A 20844-nucleotide genomic window follows, 5' to 3' on the forward strand; every position below is an offset into this window, starting at 1 on the left:
CTTCTACGCCAGGCGCGAGCCATTTGGGACAGGGAAATCGGGGCTGGTGAGGATTACTTCACCGTCGGGCAGCACGTAGCCGGTTGTGAGGACTTCGGAACGGAAATCGGCGATTTGTTTCGGAGGAAAATTGACTACGCAAAGCACTTGTTTGCCGAGGAGCTGCTCTTTAGTGTACCGTTTCGTGATTTGGGCGGAACTGGGTTTGATACCAATTTCAGGGCCGAGGTCGATGAGGAGTTTGTAAGCCGGCTTTCTCGCTTTCGGGAAATCGTCGACCCGGATGATCGTTCCGGCGCGCAGGTCGACCTGCTCAAATTCCTGCCAGGTAATCGTGTTCATGGGTTTCTGGTTTGATTTTAATGATACTTATCCGGCAAAGTAACATTAAAAAAGCCTTTTGCCACCCTTTCCCAAGCATTGAAGGGATTCATTTAAAACTCAAACGATGAAAAAACTGCTGTTTTCCGTTATACTGCTTTCGGCGGGCCTGAAAGCCTTCGCACAGGACAGAAACATTACTTTTTACGTAGGTACGCAGGACAAGGGAGCGAATTCTTCGATCACCCGCTGTGAACTGAACCTCGCCTCGGGCCAGATTACGCTCATCGATACCATCAACAAGTCTCTCGCGCCGGGTTATGTAGCCATTTCGCCCAACAAGCGGAACCTTTACGCGATCGGATCGGACAACAAAGTTTCGGCCTACGCGATCGAGCCCGACCGCAAGCTTACTTTTCTGAATAGTCAGCCTTCGGAGGGCATGGGACCCTGCCATGTATCGGTGCATCCGGCAGGCAAAATGGCATTCGTGTCAAACTATGGCGGCGGAAGTTTTTCGGCTTACAACATTGGCGACGATGGGAAACTGAGTGCGCCCGTTTATAAGGAGCAATATACCGGCACAGGCCCGAACGCCAAACGGCAGGAAAAGGCGCATGCCCATTTCGCCACGGCGAGCCCGGATGGCAAATATGTGTATGTGACCGATTTGGGAAGCGATAAAGTGATGAATTACAGCGTCGATGCCAATGCAGGAAAGTTGACACCTAATGCCGCACAGCCGTTTTTCTCGGGAAAGCCCGGTGCCGGCCCGCGCCATTTGATTATTCACCCTTCGGGCAAGCGATTGTTCCTGCTCAACGAGCTTGATGCTACCGTAACGGCCTGCTCGATCGATAAAAAGGGGGTGATAACGGCTATCAAAACTTATCCTACAATTCCCGCGGATTATTCGGGCCCTACGAACACAAGTGCCGCCGTGCATTTACACCCAAACGGCAAGTTTGTCTATGTTTCCAATCGCGGACATAACTCGATAACGGCATTCAGGATATTGGGCAATGGCGAGCTGGAAATGGTAGACCAACAAACGAAATCCATCGCCACGCCGCGTGATTTCAATATTGATCCGACGGGCAAATACCTGATCGTGGCCAATCAGGCATCAGACAACCTCGTGGTGTATGACGTAGATGCAGCAACGGGCAAATTCACGTTCAAGCACGAAAGCATTGCCGTGAAATTGCCCATTTGCGTAGCATTCCTCTAAGGAATTTTAAAATAGCAGCTTAATAGAATGGTCAGAGTTTTCTGGCCATTTTGTTTTGGTAGTAATTCAAAAAGTCTTCCAACTGCTCGACAGGCATTTTGCGGGCGATGATCTTTTTGTTTTTGTCCAGAACGTAGATCGTCGGCGTAGTAACCACATCGAATTTCCGGTTGAAATCGATCTGATTGAGGGAATCGTAGCCGTTGATCAACTCTTCCAGGTGATAGGTTTTTACGAAGGATTTCCATTCTTCGATGTTATGCTCGGTCGAAATGGCCATGACCTTGATACCGTTGGCCTTGTTTTTGTCGTAGAACGCTTTCAATACGGGAGATGCCTCCTTGCAATGCCCGCAGGTAGGGGCGAAGAAGAATAGCACGGTATAGTTGGCATCAATAGCCTGAACGCTTACTTTTTTGCCGGCGGGGTCGGTCAGGGTCAGGGCCGGGAAAGTTTTATTGACCAGCAAATCCTTCATCGTTGCGACTTTTTCAGCAATGCGTTTTTTGACATCATCACTAACGCCCATTTCGCCGGAGAGGTAGTATTTGTTGGCCATATACACCCAAACCGCCTCTGTTCCTACGGTTTTAGGGTTTTCATATTGGTTGGTAATGTAAAATACCGTCCACGCTTTCAGGTCCTTGTTAGGCGAAACCTTCTTTACGATCAGATCGGCGTCTTTGATGATCGAATCGGGTACCTGGACCACCAGATTCTTGAAGTAACGCTCTATCTTGGGCTCGAAGAAGGGCGTATTCACGATCCGTGGATCGGAAAAATCGAATGCGTCCCAGTAATGTGCCTTGTAGTAATTGAAGACCCACATCGAGTCGGTTTTGCCGTTGGCTAATTTGGGTGCTGCGGGGATTTCAGGGTCGGCCGACATTTTGAGCAGCTGCGACGTGAAAGTTCCGGCGTTTTCTGAAAGCAGCTTCTTACGATAGGTGCCAAACCCTTCCTGAATGGTCCGGATACGCGCCTGCGCCTCCGGTGTCGTTTGTTTACTGAGCGCCTCGATCTCCTTGCTGCCTTTGGCTAATTCTTTTCGATAATCGTAGAAAAGCTCGTTTTCTTTGGATCCGGTTATCTTAATGGACGTATTCACATCGGCAGTGTCGGCCTCGAGAGCAATATTGTTTTCCTTGCCGGAATAGATGAGCTCGATCATCTTCTGGTTGCCGGGGAAGAGGATCACATAAAGACCACCCGGAAGCGCCGTTTTACCTTCGAATACGATCTTCCCGTTGGCATCCGCTTTCGCAGTGTCTTTGGGGACGAATTGGGAGGCATTCCGGTTGTAATGCCCGATCACGAACGACGAGTCGCGGAATCCCTTAATGGTGGCCTCGATGTGATAGCCCTGGGAGTAAGCGGAGGAAAAAAGGCCGAAAACAGCCAGCAGTAGTAAAAGGGAAGTGCGGGTATAATCTCTCATCAGGCAATCGAAAGTTTGCTTTAAAGCTGTTTATTGGATTATTTCAAAGTTTGAAGTCTGTAAAATTAACTTCAAAACGCTAACATCAACAGGGTTCTTATTCAAATGTTTTATTTTCTCTCCAAAGCGATCGACTTTCTCATAATGCCGCTCAGCATTGTGTTTTTTATACTTATCTATTCATTTTTAACCAAAAGCGACCGGCGCCGGAAGCTGGCGTTGGGTTTTGTGATCGTGGCGCTCGCATTAGCATCCAACTCATACCTTGTTACGAAGGCAATCAATGCATGGGAACCCAAATTTGTCAATCTGGCCGAAGTGAAAAGAACTTATGACGTCGGGATTCTGCTGTCGGGCGGGTTGATCACGATGAGTACGCCAAGGCAGGACCACCCGGCCATGGGTAATCATGGCGACAGAATCCTGCAAACTTACCTGCTTTATAAGCACGGTAAAATCAGAAAGATATTGATTACAGGGACGAGTGGTGAGCTGATGATGGCCCAAAAGCGGGGTGAGACGCGCCAGGCGGCGTCGTTGCTCGCCAGTTGGGGCGTGCCGGCAAAAGACATCGTGTTTGAGGAAAAAGCTCGCAATACGCGTGAAAATGCCGTGTACTCGGGCCGAATCCTGAAAAAAATGTTCCCTTCCGGAAAATACCTGCTGATTACCTCCGCATTTCACATGCGCCGGTCGGCCGGGTGTTTCGAAAAAATGGGGATCAAAACAGACCCCTTCCCGGCCGACTTTCGTGGGGGATATAACCGGCTCTTCATCCATAAACTGGTGCCGGACCCCGAGGCCTTTGCCTACTTTTGCATGCTATGGCATGAATTCATAGGATATGTAGCCTACAAAGCAGTGGGTTACTGCTAAATCTTGCCTGCGTTACACACTCAGGATCTTCACCATTCTCAACAAATCTTCGTTGATTGGCTTCGGAAGTCTGATGGTATCTTCGAAAGGCGTATAAACCAGCTCATTGTTGATGATACCGGCCATTACATTCTTTTGACCTGCGATGAGGCCTTCCAATGCGCCCAATCCGAGGCGGCTCGCCAGGATACGGTCGTAAGCAGATGGTGTTCCTCCCCGTTGGGTGTGGCCCAGTGTGGTTACACGGATATCCGCGTTCTCATCCACCTGTACCTTGATTTTGTCAGCTACTTCCTGCGCGCTGCCTTCTTCGTCGCCTTCCGCCACGATAATGATGGAAGATGATTTGGAGCGGCTCCATCCCTGTTTCAGGGTTTCGACTACCTGCGAGATCGGGGTCAGGACTTCGGGAACCATGACGAGCTCGGCACCGCCTGCGATACCTGACTGAATAGCGATATAGCCTGAGTCACGGCCCATTACTTCGATGAAGAAGATACGGTCGTGCGAGCTGGCGGTGTCGCGGATGCGGTCAATCGCGTCCAACGCGGTGTTCACGGCAGTGTCGAAGCCAATGGTATAGTCGGTTCCGTACAAATCGTTGTCGATCGTTCCGGGAGCACCTACGGTTGGGATACCGTATTCGTTACCAAAGATCATCGCGCCGGTGAAAGTACCGTTACCGCCAATGGCGATCAGTCCTTCGATGCCGAGTGCCTGCAAGTTGTCGTATGCCTTCTTGCGGCCTTCGGGAGTCATAAATTCCTTGCTTCTTGCCGATTTGAGGATGGTACCTCCTCTTTGAACTATATTGCTGACCGAGTGCGACTCCATCTTATAGACGTCGCCCGCGATCATTCCGCTATATCCTCTTCTGATTCCAAATACTTCAATACCATGGTAGCATGCTCCGCGTACTACCGCCCGGATGCAGGCGTTCATACCAGGGGCATCTCCTCCTGAGGTAAAAACTCCAATTCGTTTCATTTAATAATTTCGGGTTACTTCTAATCTTTCTATGTACAGCTCCATATTGAACCTTAAAGGCACAATTTCCGCAAATTTATCCGGTATTTTCTTAAAATATATGCCTTGATTCTTAATTATGTTAAAAAAATGCCGGAACAAGATTCGTTTTTAGCATCTCAAACATATACCAATACTCCTATATTTGCGCCGGTTAATGGAAATTTAATATCCCTCAACCGACGTTCGTTGCTACTATTACTGTTTGAAAAGTCATATTTAGAGCGGACCGTGTGCGGTACCGCTTTCATCCGAAATCAACCCGTAGCTTAATATTACCAAAATGAAAAATCTGTTCTCCTGGCAACGTCTCTGGCCTCACCTGGTAGCTGTCATCGGTTTTATGATCTTGTCCGTCGCTTACGTTTCACCCGTGCTGCAAGGCAAGAAACTCAGCGCTACCGACGAGATCCAGGCACTGGGCGGTGCGCGGGAGGTAATGGATTATTACAAGCAAACCGGTGAGCGGTCGTGGTGGACCAACGGCATGTTCGCGGGGATGCCGGCGTATCTTGTCTCGGCCGACTATCCGACCAGCATTCCAACCAAAATAGGGCAGGCGGTGAACAAATTACTTCCGGCGCCAGCCAATTATTTCCTGATTGGCATGGTGAGCGCTTATGTGTTGTTTCTCGTGCTCGGGGCCGGCGGCTGGCTTGCAGCAATAGGCGCTGTGGCTTTTTCATTCTCCTGTTTCAACGTCATCAACCTGGAAGCCGGGCATATTTCGCAGGTGATTGCGATCATGTATGCGCCGGGCGTGCTTGCGGGCGTGATACTCGCTTTCCGTCGTAACTGGCTGGTGGGAGCGGCGCTTACCGCATTCTTCCTCTCATTGGAATTGTATGCGAACCACGTACAGATCACCTATTACCTTGGGATCGGGATCGTCATTCTGGTAATCATCGAAAGTGTTGCATTGATTAAAAAGGGCCTTGGAAAAGACCTGGTAATAATACTTGGCGGACTTGCCCTGGCGGCAGTGGTAGCCGTCGGGACGCATACTACGCGCCTTTGGAACGCTTATGACTATACCAAGGAAACGATCCGCGGGAAATCGGAGCTGACCACGACAGGCAAAGACGCAGCTGCCAAAAAAGGCAACGGACTGGATAAGGAATATGCATTTACGTACAGCTATGGCTTGGGTGAGTTGCTTACCCTGGTAATCCCCAATGCATATGGCGGCGCCTCTTCCGGCCCGCTTTCGAATAATTCGGAAACCTTCAAAGCAATTACAAGCCGTGGCATCGACGCTTCCACGGCCCAGAATATCATTCAGCAACTGCCGCTTTACTGGGGTGACCAGCCGATTATGGGTGGTCCCAACTACATCGGTGCCATTGTATTTTTCCTGTTTGTGCTCGGGTTATTTATTGTTAAAAATCCATTGAAATATTGGGCCGCGGGTGTGATCGTGCTCTACGTAATATGGGCGCTCGGGAAGAGTCTGGCCGGGATAAACTACCTGTTTTTCGACTATTTCCCGATGTTCAACAAGTTCCGGGCCATGACGATGGTGATCTCGTTGGCGCAGCTGTTGATGGTCATGGTGGGCATTATGGCCCTGTCGGCGATTGCGCAAAAGAAGGTCACCGCGAAGGATTTGCAGAAGCCATTCCTGATTTCCGTAGGCATTACCGGCGGGCTCATGCTGATTATGGCATTGTTGCCCGGATTATTTTTCAGCTTCAAGAGCGCAAACGATCCGATGGCCGAGCTTGCGCAGCAGTATGGACAACAGGCGCAAAGTCCTGAGTTTGGCCAGTTGCTCCTGAATTCAGTGGTTCAGGATCGTGAAGGCCTCATGAAGGGCGATGCGATCCGGGGACTCGTATTCATTGCATTGGCGGCTGCGTTGGTATGGTTCTATGCCCAGGACAAGCTGAAATCGACGGTATTTTATGCCGTACTCCTCGTACTGGTTATTTTTGATTTGTTTGGTGTTGATAAAAGATACCTCAACAACGATGATTTTGTAAGCGCTTACGTGGCCCAGGGGGTGACAACGCCGTCACCGGCCGACGAGCAGATCCTGCGCGATACCGATCCGGATTACCGGGTATATGATGTGGCGTCGCAAGGAGGGCCTTTCAATAGCGCACAGGCATCCTATTTCCACAAATCGCTGGGCGGGTATCACGCTGCCAAAATGCGTCGCTACCAGGAGCTTTTCGAAAATCAGTTTTTTACTGAGAAGCCGAATATGGAAGTGCTGAATATGCTGAACGCCAAGTATTTCATTACGCCGGATCAGCAGGGTAACAAAGTAGCACAGCCCAACCCGCAGGCTTACGGCCACGCTTGGTTTGTGAAGTCCTTTAAAGTTGTGCCGAATGCGGACGCCGAAATGGCTGCGTTGGGCACAGTGAATCTGCGCACGGAAGCGGTGGTTGATCAGCGTTTTGCGTCTAAACTGGAAGGACTGAAAGCAGGCGCGGATTCAACGGCCAAAATCAGCCTGATTTCCTATAAGCCGAATGAGCTGGTGTATGAGACCAATGCCAATGCGGAAGGACTGGCCGTGTTTTCGGAGATTTATTACAATGTCCGCAATGAATGGCAGGTGACGATCGACGACAAACCTGCCGATATGCTGCGCGCCAATTACGTGTTGCGTGCGCTGCGCGTACCTGCGGGCAAGCACACGATCAAGTTCCGTTTCGAGCCGGTTTCGGTGGCTGCGGGTAGTAAAATCGACCTTGTAAGCTCGTTGCTGCTGGTAGGACTAATAGCCGGCGCTCTTTTTGTTGAATCCAAAAGAAAGAAGAGCGCATGACCGATCGTCGCTATCCTATTGGCCCTATCGCGTTGAAGGAGACTTATTCCGACGACGAAATCCATGAGTTTATACGCGTCATCGCCGAAATCCCCGCCGAGTACCGGAAGCGGGTCGAAAACCTTTCGGACGAGGATTTGCTGAAAACATACAGAGAGGGAAGCTGGAATATCCGGCAGCTCATTCACCATGTGGCCGACCTGCAATTTGTGCATTACCTGCGGATGAAAAAGGCTATTACCGAACCGGATTACAACGAGGTAACGCTCATTGATATGAATGCCTGGGCTGGTACGCCCGATTCGCTGAATGTGCCTGTCGGGGCCTCACTGGCCATTCTCGAAGGGACACACGCACGTTATGCCTACCTGGCCGGAACGCTCAGCGACGAGCAGTTTGCCCGTCGTTACTTCCACTCGCCCCGGGGGGTCTGGCTCGATCAGAGACAAGCGCTGGCGATGTCGGTATGGCATGTGCGTCATCATCTGGCGCACATTGATCTCGCATTGGGTAATATCGGATAGCGATGTCTCAGGCGACAGGCAAATACCTCATTGTCATTGGTCTGCTGGTGGTACTGGTCGGCGTTGTCGTGTACTTCCTCAGCGACAAGCTGCATTGGCTGGGCCGCCTTCCCGGAGATATTCGCGTCGAAAGAGAGAATTTCCGGTTCTATTTCCCGATTACCACCATGTTACTCCTCAGCGGGTTGCTCAACCTGCTGATCTGGCTCTTCCGGAAATTCATGCATTAGTGCGGCTGTATTTCTATCAGCTTAATAACCAGGGTTATAAATTTGTCCGAAGAGGCGGTTTAGCTTGGGAGAGAACAAAATATCATTCATCTTTAAGCCACTTGAATGATATGTTTTCTAACACACTATTTCATGGAATTTTTCGAGCAGCTCACCCGCTTTCTGGCCCAATGCCAGACCGAAAACCTCAAAACCTCCCATTTCGCAGGCAAGCTGGAAGGGCTTAAAGTCAAAATCAGTTTCGGGAAAGGCAACCCTGCGCGGGTGCCATGGATCGCGTTGCTGGCCCCAGGGCAGCATATCAGCAATGGTATTTATCCATTTTACCTTTTTTACAAAAATCAGCGGCTACTCGTGCTGGCGTTCGGTATAAGCGAGACGCTTTCTCCGGAAATACCCTGGCAGCAACCCGAGGCAGAAACGATCAACAGTTACTTTAAACGGCACGGACTAGGCAGGCCGGCGAGGTACGGCGGCTCGTTTGTATTCCGGGTTTATGAAGTTGATAGTCTTAGTAAAGAGCAAGTTGAGGCCGATTTGCAGGAAATACTGGGTATTTATAAGGCTACCCTTGGAGGGAGCACTGCGGCAGCGCCACTTTTCGACTATCGGGCGTTCCATCAGAATGCCCTGGAAAACGGCCTGCAAATCGATCCGGATCTCGTGCTACGCTTCGCGGCGGCACTGATCGCAAAGCCATTTGTGATCCTGACAGGGCTTTCAGGTGCCGGAAAAACACGCCTGGCGCATGCATTTGCCCAATGGATTTGCGAAACGGAAGATCAGATCTGTCTGGTGCCGGTAGGGGCCGACTGGACCAATCGTGAGCCGCTTCTGGGGTTCCCGAATGCGCTGGAAGCAGGGCAATATGTAAAGCCGGAAAGTGGCGTTGTCGATTTGCTGGTATCGGCGGAAACTAATACCGACAAGCCGTATTTCCTGATCCTCGACGAAATGAACCTGAGCCATGTGGAGCGGTATTTTGCCGACTTTCTGAGCGGAATGGAGTCGGGGGAGTCGATACGGCTGCATAACGAACCTGCCGGGGTAGTGCCGCCGCGTGTCCGGGTATCGCCTAATCTGTTCATGATCGGGACCGTCAATATCGATGAAACTACTTATATGTTCAGCCCCAAGGTGCTCGATCGGGCGAGTGTGATAGAGTTCAGCATTTCGAAGGAAGAAATGCAGGCATACCTGCTATCGGTGCGGAAAACGGAGGCAGGTACCCTTCTTGCGAATGGCGCGAATGGGGCGGAAGCGTTTGTGGAAATGGCGCGTAACAGTATGCCGGAAAGCCCGATCCGGGCGCAGCTCTCCGATGAATTGCTTGCATTATTTGAAATATTAAAACCGGCGGGGGCGGAATTCGGCTACCGGAGTGCAGCGGAAATCCTGCGGTTTGCGGCGGTGATCAGCGAGCTTGGGGCCAAATGGCCGGTGCAGAAGGTGATGGACGCGGCTTTGATGCAAAAGCTCCTGCCTAAAATTTACGGTTCGCGCAGGAAGTTGGAACCCGTATTGAAAGCATTGGGCAGGCGTTGTATCGCTGATCCAGACTTGCTCGACGACTACCTGGCGGGCAAGAAGGATTTGTCCGGACCGCAAGCAGTACATTACCCCGCTGCATTGGAGAAAATAAGGCGCATTTACCTGAACCTGATCGATCATGGGTTTGCTAGTTTCGCCGAAGCCTGATGGAAGGGAATGAGCTTCTGATAACTACCGAAACGGGCGACGGTGCCGTTTCCATACGCATTATCGCGGAGGAACGCGGGGAACCAACCATTTTTCAACTGGACGAATGGGAGGCATTTGAGCATGGCGAAGCCCGTATTCAGCTGCTGGAAGGCTGCTTTTATGAATACGAGGTATTGGGCGATTACCTGCTCCGGCCATCCCCTGCGGTGGTGCCTTCCCGTATTAACCCGTCGATGGGGCGACTCACACCGCACGTTTACGTCGGTACGCTTACGATTGAAGTGCTGCGGTTGGCGGATAATGCCAGTTGTGGTGAGTTAAGAGTGGAGATTCGTTCAAAAAAGGCCAGTTACCGAACCGATTACCGCCTGATGCTGGAAGGTATCACCGAGCACTGCACCGATCTGCTGTTTTACTATAATGCACCGGTTACCCATCCTTTTGCACCCGACTACCTGACGGATCCGAAGACGCTTTATCAGCGGTTTGCTTTTGTGAATGCGGTACTCACCAGCCGCGGGTTTGAGATCGCATTCCAGAAGATAATCCGCAACCCGATCACGAAATGGCAAGGAGAAGCAGCGGAAAGGGACATCCGCAACGCCGGGCGCCCCGACCGGAATACGGTCGTTCAGCTGAAAAAGCGAGGCAACCGTATGGTCCTTCCCGATCATCATATTCTTAAAAAGCAACTGGCTTCGGTACCCGCGCGGATAATGGTCGGTTCGAAAACAGACTCCGTCGATACCGCCGAAAATCGTTTCGTAAAGCATGCATTGGAGGTTTTTGCGGGTTTTGTCAGCCATATTAAAAGCATTGCCCCGGAACGCAGCCGATTCGGCCACGAGGCGGGCGTATTGGAAAATCACCTGAACCAGATGCTTTCCGCCCCCTTGTTCAAAGAGGTGGGGAAGCCAGTGCGGCTTGCATTGAATGGCCCCGGTCTGGTGCGGAAAGAAGGGTACAAGCAAATCCTGCGGGTTTGGCTGATGTTCGATCTGGCTGCGCGGTTGGTCTGGCGGGGTGGTGACGATGTGTATCATGCCGGCAAAAAGGATGTTGCCGTCCTGTACGAATACTGGTTGTTTTTCGAATTGCTTGACGTCGTAAAAAGCGTATTTGCCATTGAACCGACGCATATTGGCAACCTGGTGAAGCCAACGAAGAATGGATTGGGACTACAACTCAAACAAGGCCGCCATTTACCCATTAGTGGTGTTTTCGACGCGGGCTCGCGGAAACTGAATGTCGAGTTCAGTTTCAACAGGTCGTTTTCCGGGCAGAATGACTATCCGCAGGCCGGTAGCTGGACGACCGGTATGCGGCCGGATTTTACATTGTCGATCTGGCCCGCCGGCGTTTCACAGGCCCAGGCCGAAACAGAAGAATTGATCGTACACATTCATTTCGATGCCAAATACAAGGTTGAATCGGTTGCGGGCGTCTTCGGAGAGGACGAGACAGCACTCGGCCAGATTCAGACTGACCACAACCGTGACGATCTGTTGAAAATGCACAGCTACAAGGACGCCATACGCCGGACCGCGGGGGCGTATGTGCTCTATCCGGGCGCGGATGGGAAGGTCTACAAAAGAAAAGGATTCCACGAGCTGATTCCCGGCCTGGGGGCGTTCGCGATACGTCCCGCTAAAACCGATAACGGCCGTGAAGAACTGAAACGCTTTCTGCTCGATGTGGTAGCGCATTTTCAGAACCGGGCTTCGCAGCGCGAAAAGGTAGCCTTCCGCAGTTTCGATATTTACAATAGCCGGTCGTCGGCGGATATGCGGGAGTTGTTGCCCGAAGCATTTGGTAAAAACCGTGACCTGATCCCTGACGATACTTTTGTGCTGGTCGGTTATTATAAAAACGACTTGCATCTCAACTGGATACGGAAGCATAATCTGTACAACTTTCGTACCGGTGCCCGAAGTGGGTCGCTGTCGCTCGGCATTGCGGAAGTGAATGCGCGGTATTTGCTGCTGCACGGGCCGGCGCAGACACAATCGGGCATGTTGTTCAAGCTGCATAACAGGGCCCCGAGGTTGTTTTCCAGGCAGGATCTAATACAAAAAGAATATCCGGACCCTTCCCGGGAGTTGTATCTGGTGTATACCACGGACCCGGAAGTAGAGCCGGAGTTTACAGGTATGCGTTGGGATGTAACGCGGCTTCCGGGCTACCGCGCCAATCGTGCATCCGGCTTGCCGTTTTCCGTTACACTGACGGAACTGATGAAAGTGTTGGTAAAATGATAGCCGTTTTTCCGGTAGTATTTGCGGTGCCGGTCTTTTCATAGACATTATCTGAAAATGTTTATCGCTTCCAATCCCGCATATTCAATGAGAATTAAAACACTGGCAGTTGTATTGCTGCTGATTTCCTTCAACGCTTTCTCCCAGGCCAAACTGAGCATTGTCTTTATCGGTAACAGTATTACGCAGGGCAAGGGCGGCGACAATGGCTTTCCGCCACCTACACACGCCGTTAACTATTTGAAAGCCCAAAAGGGGGTCGAAGATGTCTTGTATGCGAACGTAGGGCGGAGCGGCTCCACCACGGTTGATTGGCTGCCTGAAACAGGCAAATATTTCACGCTGGCCACTACGGCGGCCGATAGTTTGTATCTCAAAAAGGACCATCAATTGCTGTTTTCGATGAAACTGGGGACCAATGATAGTGCCATACAAGGCCCTAACGGATCGCCCGTTTCAAAGGAAAACTACAAAAAGAATGTGCAGACGATCGTTTCCGAACTACTGAAACGGTATCCGGGGAGCAAAGTCATCATTCACCATCCGATTTGGTATAGTACCAACACCTACAACCGTTCCAAATATCTGGCAGAAGGCCTGGAACGGCTTCAAACTTACGTACCTGAGCTCGATGCGCTGATTGATGAATACAAAACCGCTGAGCCGGGGCGGGTTTTTAAAGGGGATACCAAAGCATTCAAATACTTCAAAAAGCATTACCTCAAACTCTTCAAGCCCGAAAACGGACAGCAGGGCGTGTTTTACCTGCACCCCAATGTAGAAGGCGTCGCAGTTCTGGGTGAGTTTTGGGGGAAAGCGATCAAAAAGAGGGTGCTTGCGGGAATTTGATGTATCGAAAGGAAATAGCGTCACCAAATCAATTCGTAATGAGTACTCCGACCGCCGGAATTGGATTTTTGGAGTATCCCTTTTTCTATCAAATCGTTGATATCCCTGGTCGCCGTGTCCTGTGAGCATTTTGTCATTTTGGCCCATTTGGAAGAAGACAGACTACCGAAGAACGCTTCTTGCATCCGGTTTACCATAGTTCTCTGTCTTGTGTTCAAAGCAGTGGATGCATGCTTGTCCCAGAAATCTACCCGTTTGAGGATAGCTATGAGCGTTTCCTCCGTTGCTGTGACGGCATCTTTTAGGCATGATAAATACCATTCGAGCCAGTTTGTAATGTCCAAATCACCTTTTTGAGTGGTTTCCAGAATGTGGTAGTATTCTTTTCGCCGTTTGCGTATCTGCGAAGACATGCTATAATAGCGCTGAGCGCTGCTATCAGCTCTTGCCAGCTGCATATCCGCTATTGCACGTGCAATGCGCCCGTTTCCATCGTCAAAAGGGTGTATCGTGACAAACCAAAGATGCGCTATGCCGGATTTGAGGACCGGATCCAGGGGCTGGTTGTGGTTAAACCATTCCAGGAACAATTTCATTTCTGTTTCAAGACGTGAGGCATCGGGCGCTTCGAAGTGGACGATTTCTCTTCCGATCGCTCCGGAGACAACCTGCATCGGGCCCTTCTCGTTGTCTCGCCACTGGTTTGTAAGAATTTTGAACATCCCGCTCCTTCCGCTGGGAAACAGCGACGATTGCCAGCCAAATAATCGTTCGTCCGAGAGTGGCATATGGTAGTTTTGAGTCGCATCCAGTACCATTTCGACCACTCCGTCTACATTTCTGTCGGAGGGAACCAGGCCAGCGATTTCCAATCCCAGGCGCCGGGCGATCGAAGAGCGGACTTGGTCAGTGTTCAGTATTTCTCCTTCGATTTCCGACGACTTTACCACGTCTTCCGTCAAGGCTTTTAGCGCGGCGTCAGTGCGCGCCGAAAAGCCGAGGGCTTCCATTGTACCCGATATCTTGCCCTGAAGGTATCGCACCTGGCTCAATGCCGGAAGGAGCGCTGCATCGTCCCAGGTAAAGGAAGGCCAGTTGTAATGTTGATGAATGTAGCGAGGCATAGTTCATATTTACGGTGAATATAGTGAATATTCTCCGCAAATGTGCGGGGAATATTGGGGCTATTCTCCGCATTGTATTCTCGGGATGCAAATCAATCCTTCCTGACCGGCTTCAAACCCCTCATCGCTTTCAGTCCAATGACCGGGCTTTGCACCGGAATGGATAGTAATTTTTCCTCGGTTTCGGGCTCGGTGTACTCGCGGTAGCCCGTCAGGTAACGTTCTATGATGAAATCTTCTTCCCGTTCGAACTGGACGGAGGGCTGGTCGATGAGCGATGAGATGTTGTACAGCTTTTTATGCCAAAGTAGCGCATTGAGGTTACCATCGAAGTGGTAGTGATTTTCAAAGCCGCGGTCGAATTTGAAAACGATCGGTTTGCCCGCGTTGGCGAGCAGGCTTTCGGGTGTACCCGTGAGCGTGATCGGGATGTAGGTCTTCTTATCGTAAATAAATCCTCCGTGGGTGTTTTTGATATATTCCCGCATTTGTCGCGGCGCGTCGCCTACCAGGAGTACATCGACGAGCAGAATATGTTCCGTGGCATAAAACTGTCCGGGGTTCTGGATAAGCGGGAGTTGGGAAATTCGGATCATGAACAACTATTCCTTGTTATGGGCGTAAAATTAGCTAACATTCCTGTTGTCACAATCATCCCCGAAAGGGGGCATGGAGTGGGCGCAACAATTTTTAAACAATCACTTGTAGCAGTAAATCCCGCGGAATATATTGAGCGGAAATAATAGTCACCATGGTAAAAACATACAGGTTTATCGCCCTCCTCGGCGATGGTCGCGAGCGATATAGCGACAAAGAATTGAATGCAGAGTGGCCCACCGAACCGATCGTGATCGATGCATTCGGGTTTTCGGATGTGTACAGGTACTCGGGAGTGGTTTTTCTGAACGAAGAATGGTTCGGGAAATACAGCAAAAACTGGCGCAACGATACCTCGGAGATCGATAAGTTGCTGGTGAATCTGGTCAAATATTCAGCCAAAGAGGTTCACTCCGAGAACCTGGCTAAAATTAAAAGCTACCTGGCTTCCCCGCCGGAGACGGTCGGGGAAGCCGTAGCGCTTTGGAGGACATTTTATGATCCTTCCTTAAAAACTATCTGACCGCGGGGTTGAACTCCCGCGCTTAGTGATTAACCATTTTCATGGCGCCTTCACTGTACCGCGCCCCGGTGTCGGGATAGCGGGCAATGAGGGCGTCGATGGTTTTCAGGTCTTCTGCCGAAAGGCTTACTTCGAGTGCACCGGCATTCTCTTCAAGGTATTTGCGTTTTTTGGTGCCGGGGATCGGGATAATGTCGTCGCCTTGCGCGAGTACCCACGCCAGTGCGAGCTGTGCGGGCGTACATTGCTTGTTCGCTGCGATTTCGGCAAAGCCGCTTACGAGTCTGGCGTTATTATCGGCAACATCTCCCTGGTACCGCGGCAACGTGCGGCGGAAGTCGCTTTCTGCCAGGGTTTCGGTGTTCAATGTGTTGGTGACCAATCCCCTGGCCAATGGCGAGTAAGGCACCAGTGAAATGCCCAGTTCGCGAGCGGTGTCAAGGATCGTCCCCTCCACATCGCGGGTAATGACCGAATATTCGCTTTGCAATGCGGCGATCGGGTGTACGGCGTGGGCTTTGCGGATAGATGCCGCGGAAGCTTCGCTCAGGCCAAGGTACCGCACTTTGCCTTCCTTTACCAACTCGGCCATGGCGCCAACCATTTCTTCCACGGGCACGTTCGGGTCGATACGGTGGGCGTAATAGAGGTCAATGGTGTCGATTTTCAACCTTTTCAGGCTGTTTTCAACAGCGACCTTCATCCACGCGGGCGAACCATCGAAATAGGCACCGGCCGAGTTGCGGGGTGTGCCGGCTCTTTCACCGTAGCGAAAACCGAATTTGGTGGCTATGAAAATCTTGTCGCGGTTCGGTACCAGGACTTGCGATATCAATTTTTCGTTTTCGCCATCGGCGTACATGTCGGCGGTGTCCCAGAAATTGATCCCCAGGTCGAGGGCGCGGTGCAGCGTGGCAATGCTTTCGGTGTCGTCGGTGGGGCCGTAGGCGAAGCTCATGCCCATGCAGCCCAATCCGATGGCGGATAATTTTTCTTCTGTTTTTCCAAGGCTTCTGTATTGCATTTGTTTGTTGGTTATCGGCTTCTGGCGCGGGCGCCTGGCCGGGTGGATAATGCAGTTTTCAGGACAATTCTGATGATACAAAGCTACTCTTGAGCGGCGGGCGTCGCTTTATAGTTTTCAAACAGATCTTTATAAAAATCACACAGCCTTTGCGCGTACATTTCCGGGCGTGAGGCCAGTCTGTTTTTTGAAGAAAATATTGAAATAAGCAGGGTATTCGAAGCCGAGGCTGTAAGCGATCTCCGATACGTTCCAGTTGGTATGATTGAGCAATGCCTGTGCTTCCTTGGTAATGCGCGCTGAAATATGCTCCGTAGTCGTTTTTCCGGTGATTTCCTTTACCGAACGGTTCAAATGGTTGGCATGCACCGAAAGGCTCTGGGCATAATCATTGGCCGTTTTCAGGCGCAAGGCATTTTCAGGTGTGTCAATCGGGAATTGCCTTTCCAAAAGTTCCATAAATAATGAAGTGATCCTGGCCGAAGCGTTGGTCTGCCGCTCAAATGTCTCGGCGGGCTGCATTTTCATGGCTTCATGGATGACCAGGTGCAGGTAGTTGCGGAGCATGCCATATTTGTGCGGATAGTCCGATTCGATTTCCGCCATCATCTTTTGGAAGATGACAGATAGCTCTTTTTGCTGCTGCTCATTCACAAAATACACCGGATTTGCCCCGATTTTGAACAGCGGCGAATCCTGTAAAAAGTCCTTGCGCTCAGTAGGATGGACGAAAGTTTCGGTAAATAAAGTGAACCACCCTAGCTGCGACTCCGAAATGGCTTCCCAGGAATAGGGTACCATCGGGTTCGAAAAAAGCAATGCGGGACGGTCTATCTCAATCCATTTGTCGGCATAATGCAGGCGGCCGGTACCGATGATAAACGATACTTTATAAAAGTCGCGGCGGCTGTATGGCGTCTTTTTATAGCACGAATTTCTTTCGAATACATTGAAATGCCCCATTCCGGCATTGTTCAGCGGCAATTCCGACGGATTCGCCTGCGGTACCCGACGGTAAAATTCCTGGATGGATTCGGTATGGCTCATAGGATAGGATTATAAAATTCAAATAGCAGAAGCGACGCTGAAAGTTTCCGGGAAGCCCGAATTAATTGCTTTTTAATTTCGAAGTAAACGACGTAGGAGGTAGATTGGACTATTTGAAATATCTCATAGTGGATCATATGGGTGGTCCGGAGGTTTTTAATTTTGAATGACTGAATGAGTGAATGAGTGAATATTTTATCCTGCTATTCACTCATTCACTCATTCAGTCATTCAATCATTAACCCATTAACTATGTCCCACCGCAAACCAACCAGTGAATTAACCCCGAAGGCCTTCGCGGCTGTGCGGGAGCTTGAAAAGTACGTCGCCTCGACGGGTCTCGATAAAGTGCATTATAAACTGATCAAAATCCGCGCCTCGCAGATTAACGGATGTGGGTTTTGCCTGGATATGCACGCACGGCAGGCCCGGGAAATGGGCGTGAGCGAGCAACGTATTTATATGTTGAGCGCCTGGCGCGAGGCGAATATCTACACGGAAGAAGAAAAGGCGATCCTGGCGCTCACCGAGCAGGTGACGCTCATCAGTCAGGGTGGCGTAAGTGATGAGGTGTACAACCGGGCGGTGGCACTGCTTGGGGAGGAATATACCAAGGCCGTGGTGATGGGCGTGGTGGCGATCAGCGCCTGGAATCGCATTATGATTACCGACCAGGTGGCCGTCAATGCGGTGGCCGTCAATGCGGTGGCCGTCAATACGGTGGCCGCCACAGCGGTGGAGAGCTATGTTTAACAGTCGCCCTATTCAGATGAACAGCCAGTCGGAAAAAGCCGATTTGCTTAAAAAGCTGCACCATAGCGGTAAAATGCTCGTCCTGCCTAATATTTGGGACGCTGCGGGCGCGGTGTTGCTCGAGAGCCTGGGCTATCCGGCCGTGGCGACGGCCAGTGCCGCTATTGCGCGTGCCCAGGGCTATGAGGACGGCGAGCGGATTCCATTCGATTTTCTGCTGGGCATTGTGGCGCAAATCGTAAAAGCGGTGAATGTGCCGGTTACGGTGGATATCGAAACGGGCTATGCTGCCGATAACGAGACTTTGAAGTCGAATATCCGTCGTTTGATCGCAGCGGGTGTGGCAGGTGTGAATATCGAGGATTCCGATGTGCGTACGCATGAGCTGCTGCCCGTTGGCGACCAGGTGGAGAGGCTGAAAGTGATCGGGCGGGTGGCGGAAAGGGAAAATACGCGGCTGTTTACCAATGCCCGTACGGACATTTTTCTCCTCAATCCCGAACTGCCGGAAGAACAAAAGCTTGCGCTGGCGATCGAGCGGGGGCGCGCATACGTGGAGGCGGGTGCCGACGGTATTTACCCGATCTTCGCGACGGGGGAAGAAACGCTCAAAACGCTGGTGAATGCATTGAAAGTGCCCGTTAATGTGATTGCCAAAAGCGGTTCGCCGGACCTGGATGTGCTTCAAAGGCTGGGCGTGGCGCGTGTGAGCTTCGGGCCGAACCTGCATCGCGCGGCGTTGTTGTCGATGGAAGCGCTACTGAAAGATGTAAAGGAAAACCTCAGTCATCGACCGGTTACCGACCTGCTCATGTAACCAACGGATTATTTTTGCGTATAGTATTGAAATCTCCCGGAGGCCGCAACCGGGAGATTTTCTATTTTTAGTTCAAAATTAGATTTACTTTGTACCCGTATCCAACGAACTTAACCCGTTACCACGCTCAGCGCTATGCAGGAAGACATTCTTTTTCAGATCAGCAACAAGTTAAAAGAAGTCAGAAAAAGCAAAGGGGTTACCCTCCAGGAGATTGCCGACGAGGCGGGTGTGACGAAAAGCCTTGTGTCCCAGATCGAAAACAGCCGGACGATCCCTTCGTTGCCGGTGATGCTAGGGTTAATCAAGGCATTGGATATCGACCTGAACGTGTTTTTCAAGGATATCATTTCCACCACACCGGGCGAAAGTGTGCTGGTCCGGCGGAAGGAGGAATATCAGCCTTTTACGAAGGAAAACGCGAAAGGGTACTTCTATCAGCGCATATTCAGCAAGCAATTCAAGGATAACCACATCGACGTCGTACTGCTTCGGCTCGAAAAGGACGCGAAGCGGCCGATGGTGCGTACCAATGCATTTGAATTTAAATATGTGCTTTCAGGTGCGGTCGAATATACCGTGGGGAAAAATAAGTATATCCTCAACCAGGGGGATTCCATGTTTTTCGATGCCAATGAGCTGCATAACCTCAAATGCAATCACTGTGACGAAGCGGTATTGCTGGTTATTTACTTCTTCAACGAGGCTCAGTAGGGGCTTTTCAGGAAATCTTTTTTGTTAAATATTAATTAACATTTGCTTAACCTTCGGCTGGGGTATGTGCACTAGTTTTGCGGTGATCAACGTTTTGTTAAGCTTGATTTTTAATATTAGTTAACTTTTTCTTGTGGTTTACGAGAATATACGATATTTTTCAGCTGTAAATCAACGTAGGATTAGAGTCGATAGGTTATTTAGGTTAAATTTTACTTAACATTTTAACCTAGGAAGTCTTTCAGCCGAGAAGCAGACGTTGCTTGCGAAAAGTTTAGTATTAGTTCACCAATTATACCAAGTGAGATGTCGATAGAACTGGTAGTTTTCGATATGGCAGGTACGACTGTCAAGGATAAGAATTTTGTAGGGATTGCATTTCAGCAGGCTATGCGGTCGCAGGGATATGAGATCGCGATCGAGAATGTGAACCCGCTGATGGGTTACGAGAAGCCGCTGGCCATTAAAATGATGCTCGAAGTACGCGAGTCTGATAAATCGAAGATTACGGAAGAGCTGGTGGATGCCATTCACACGCACTTTGTGAACGGGATGATCGAATTCTATCAAACGACCACCGAAATTGCCCCGCTGCCGCATGTGGAGGAAACTTTCGATGCGCTGCGTGAGGAGGGTATCCAAATAGCATTGAACACCGGTTTCTCCCGCGATATTGCAGATGTAATCGTAAGCCGGCTGGGCTGGGAGGATAAGATCGACTGCCTCGTGGCCAGCGATGAAGTGCCTTACGGACGCCCTTATCCCGACATGATCCGCAAGATCATGGCCGAGCTGGGGATCGGATCGGCTGATCGCATCGCCAAAGTCGGTGATACCGAAGTGGATATCAATGAAGGAATTAATGCGGGGTGCAAGTATGTGATCGGGATTACGACCGGCGCATTTACCCGTGAGGAACTGCTGCCTTACAAACCGACGCATATCATCGACGATATTGCCGAGGTGCGGGGCATCATTTCAGCCAGCCACGAAATGGCTGTCAAGGGTTAATTCA

Annotated in this window: 20 protein-coding genes; 13 read left to right on the forward strand and 7 right to left on the reverse strand. The window is 50.6% G+C overall.

Annotated features, from left to right (window positions below; genetic code table 11):
- Nucleotides 1–3 precede the first annotated feature (3 nt).
- On the reverse strand, nucleotides 4–342 hold the full coding sequence (locus tag J7619_RS28900) for a tRNA-binding protein (protein ID WP_291207516.1): 339 nt from the start codon (nucleotides 340–342) through the stop codon (nucleotides 4–6).
- A 106-nt stretch (nucleotides 343–448) separates the two neighbouring features.
- Between J7619_RS28900 and J7619_RS28905 the strand changes: the two genes are divergently transcribed.
- The gene (locus tag J7619_RS28905; protein ID WP_291207519.1) at nucleotides 449–1552 is read left to right on the forward strand and encodes a lactonase family protein; all 1104 of its coding nucleotides are present in this window, start codon (nucleotides 449–451) and stop codon (nucleotides 1550–1552) included.
- A gap of 31 nt (nucleotides 1553–1583) precedes the next feature.
- On the opposite strand, the gene J7619_RS28910 is transcribed toward J7619_RS28905, so the two are convergent.
- Nucleotides 1584–2990: a TlpA family protein disulfide reductase gene (locus tag J7619_RS28910; RefSeq protein ID WP_291207522.1), complete on the reverse strand. Its 1407-nt coding sequence runs from the start codon at nucleotides 2988–2990 to the stop codon at nucleotides 1584–1586.
- Nucleotides 2991–3095: 105 nt separating this feature from the next.
- On the opposite strand from J7619_RS28910, the gene J7619_RS28915 reads away from it, so the two are divergent.
- Complete coding sequence (locus J7619_RS28915; RefSeq protein WP_291207525.1) at nucleotides 3096–3866, forward strand: YdcF family protein; 771 nt, start codon at nucleotides 3096–3098, stop codon at nucleotides 3864–3866.
- A gap of 12 nt (nucleotides 3867–3878) precedes the next feature.
- On the opposite strand, the gene pfkA is transcribed toward J7619_RS28915, so the two are convergent.
- Nucleotides 3879–4853 (reverse strand): 6-phosphofructokinase, encoded by a 975-nt coding sequence (gene pfkA, locus J7619_RS28920; RefSeq protein ID WP_106597640.1) that lies wholly within the window; start codon nucleotides 4851–4853, stop codon nucleotides 3879–3881.
- A 322-nt stretch (nucleotides 4854–5175) separates the two neighbouring features.
- On the opposite strand from pfkA, the gene J7619_RS28925 reads away from it, so the two are divergent.
- From J7619_RS28925 to J7619_RS28950, 6 genes are all read left to right on the forward strand, one after another.
- Nucleotides 5176–7671 (forward strand): hypothetical protein, encoded by a 2496-nt coding sequence (locus J7619_RS28925; protein ID WP_291207528.1) that lies wholly within the window; start codon nucleotides 5176–5178, stop codon nucleotides 7669–7671.
- On the forward strand, nucleotides 7668–8195 hold the full coding sequence (locus J7619_RS28930) for a YfiT family bacillithiol transferase (RefSeq protein WP_291207531.1): 528 nt from the start codon (nucleotides 7668–7670) through the stop codon (nucleotides 8193–8195). Before J7619_RS28925 ends, J7619_RS28930 begins: the two co-directional genes overlap by 4 nt.
- A gap of 2 nt (nucleotides 8196–8197) precedes the next feature.
- Nucleotides 8198–8425, forward strand: a complete 228-nt coding sequence (locus tag J7619_RS28935) for a DUF2905 domain-containing protein (protein ID WP_291207534.1) — start codon at nucleotides 8198–8200, stop codon at nucleotides 8423–8425.
- A gap of 132 nt (nucleotides 8426–8557) precedes the next feature.
- Complete coding sequence (locus J7619_RS28940; protein WP_291207537.1) at nucleotides 8558–10123, forward strand: MrcB family domain-containing protein; 1566 nt, start codon at nucleotides 8558–8560, stop codon at nucleotides 10121–10123.
- Nucleotides 10123–12381 (forward strand): DUF2357 domain-containing protein, encoded by a 2259-nt coding sequence (locus tag J7619_RS28945; RefSeq protein WP_291207540.1) that lies wholly within the window; start codon nucleotides 10123–10125, stop codon nucleotides 12379–12381. Before J7619_RS28940 ends, J7619_RS28945 begins: the two co-directional genes overlap by 1 nt.
- Nucleotides 12382–12468: 87 nt before the next feature.
- The gene (locus J7619_RS28950) at nucleotides 12469–13230 is read left to right on the forward strand and encodes a GDSL-type esterase/lipase family protein (protein WP_291207543.1); all 762 of its coding nucleotides are present in this window, start codon (nucleotides 12469–12471) and stop codon (nucleotides 13228–13230) included.
- A 20-nt stretch (nucleotides 13231–13250) separates the two neighbouring features.
- On the opposite strand, the gene J7619_RS28955 is transcribed toward J7619_RS28950, so the two are convergent.
- Entirely contained in the window at nucleotides 13251–14354 is a 1104-nt protein-coding gene (locus J7619_RS28955; protein WP_291207545.1) for a Fic family protein, read from the reverse strand.
- 92 nt (nucleotides 14355–14446) lie between these two features.
- On the reverse strand, nucleotides 14447–14950 hold the full coding sequence (locus J7619_RS28960; RefSeq protein WP_291207547.1) for a hypothetical protein: 504 nt from the start codon (nucleotides 14948–14950) through the stop codon (nucleotides 14447–14449).
- Between the two features lie 155 nt (nucleotides 14951–15105).
- On the opposite strand from J7619_RS28960, the gene J7619_RS28965 reads away from it, so the two are divergent.
- Nucleotides 15106–15474: a hypothetical protein gene (locus J7619_RS28965; protein WP_291207550.1), complete on the forward strand. Its 369-nt coding sequence runs from the start codon at nucleotides 15106–15108 to the stop codon at nucleotides 15472–15474.
- A 22-nt stretch (nucleotides 15475–15496) separates the two neighbouring features.
- Here the strand turns inward: J7619_RS28965 and J7619_RS28970 are convergent, their stop codons facing one another.
- Both J7619_RS28970 and J7619_RS28975 read right to left on the reverse strand, forming a co-directional pair.
- Complete coding sequence (locus tag J7619_RS28970) at nucleotides 15497–16498, reverse strand: aldo/keto reductase (RefSeq protein WP_291207553.1); 1002 nt, start codon at nucleotides 16496–16498, stop codon at nucleotides 15497–15499.
- Between the two features lie 138 nt (nucleotides 16499–16636).
- The gene (locus tag J7619_RS28975; protein WP_291207556.1) at nucleotides 16637–17545 is read right to left on the reverse strand and encodes an AraC family transcriptional regulator; all 909 of its coding nucleotides are present in this window, start codon (nucleotides 17543–17545) and stop codon (nucleotides 16637–16639) included.
- A 252-nt stretch (nucleotides 17546–17797) separates the two neighbouring features.
- On the opposite strand from J7619_RS28975, the gene J7619_RS28980 reads away from it, so the two are divergent.
- From J7619_RS28980 to J7619_RS28995, 4 genes are all read left to right on the forward strand, one after another.
- Entirely contained in the window at nucleotides 17798–18298 is a 501-nt protein-coding gene (locus J7619_RS28980; RefSeq protein ID WP_291207559.1) for a carboxymuconolactone decarboxylase family protein, read from the forward strand.
- Nucleotides 18291–19115: an isocitrate lyase/phosphoenolpyruvate mutase family protein gene (locus tag J7619_RS28985; RefSeq protein WP_291207562.1), complete on the forward strand. Its 825-nt coding sequence runs from the start codon at nucleotides 18291–18293 to the stop codon at nucleotides 19113–19115. Before J7619_RS28980 ends, J7619_RS28985 begins: the two co-directional genes overlap by 8 nt.
- A gap of 135 nt (nucleotides 19116–19250) precedes the next feature.
- Nucleotides 19251–19829, forward strand: a complete 579-nt coding sequence (locus tag J7619_RS28990; RefSeq protein ID WP_291207565.1) for a helix-turn-helix domain-containing protein — start codon at nucleotides 19251–19253, stop codon at nucleotides 19827–19829.
- A 306-nt stretch (nucleotides 19830–20135) separates the two neighbouring features.
- Nucleotides 20136–20840, forward strand: a complete 705-nt coding sequence (locus J7619_RS28995) for an HAD-IA family hydrolase (protein WP_291207568.1) — start codon at nucleotides 20136–20138, stop codon at nucleotides 20838–20840.
- Nucleotides 20841–20844: the final 4 nt, after the last annotated feature.

The sequence above is a fragment of the Dyadobacter sp. genome (genome assembly GCF_017744695.1).
Lineage (GTDB): Bacteria > Bacteroidota > Bacteroidia > Cytophagales > Spirosomataceae > Dyadobacter.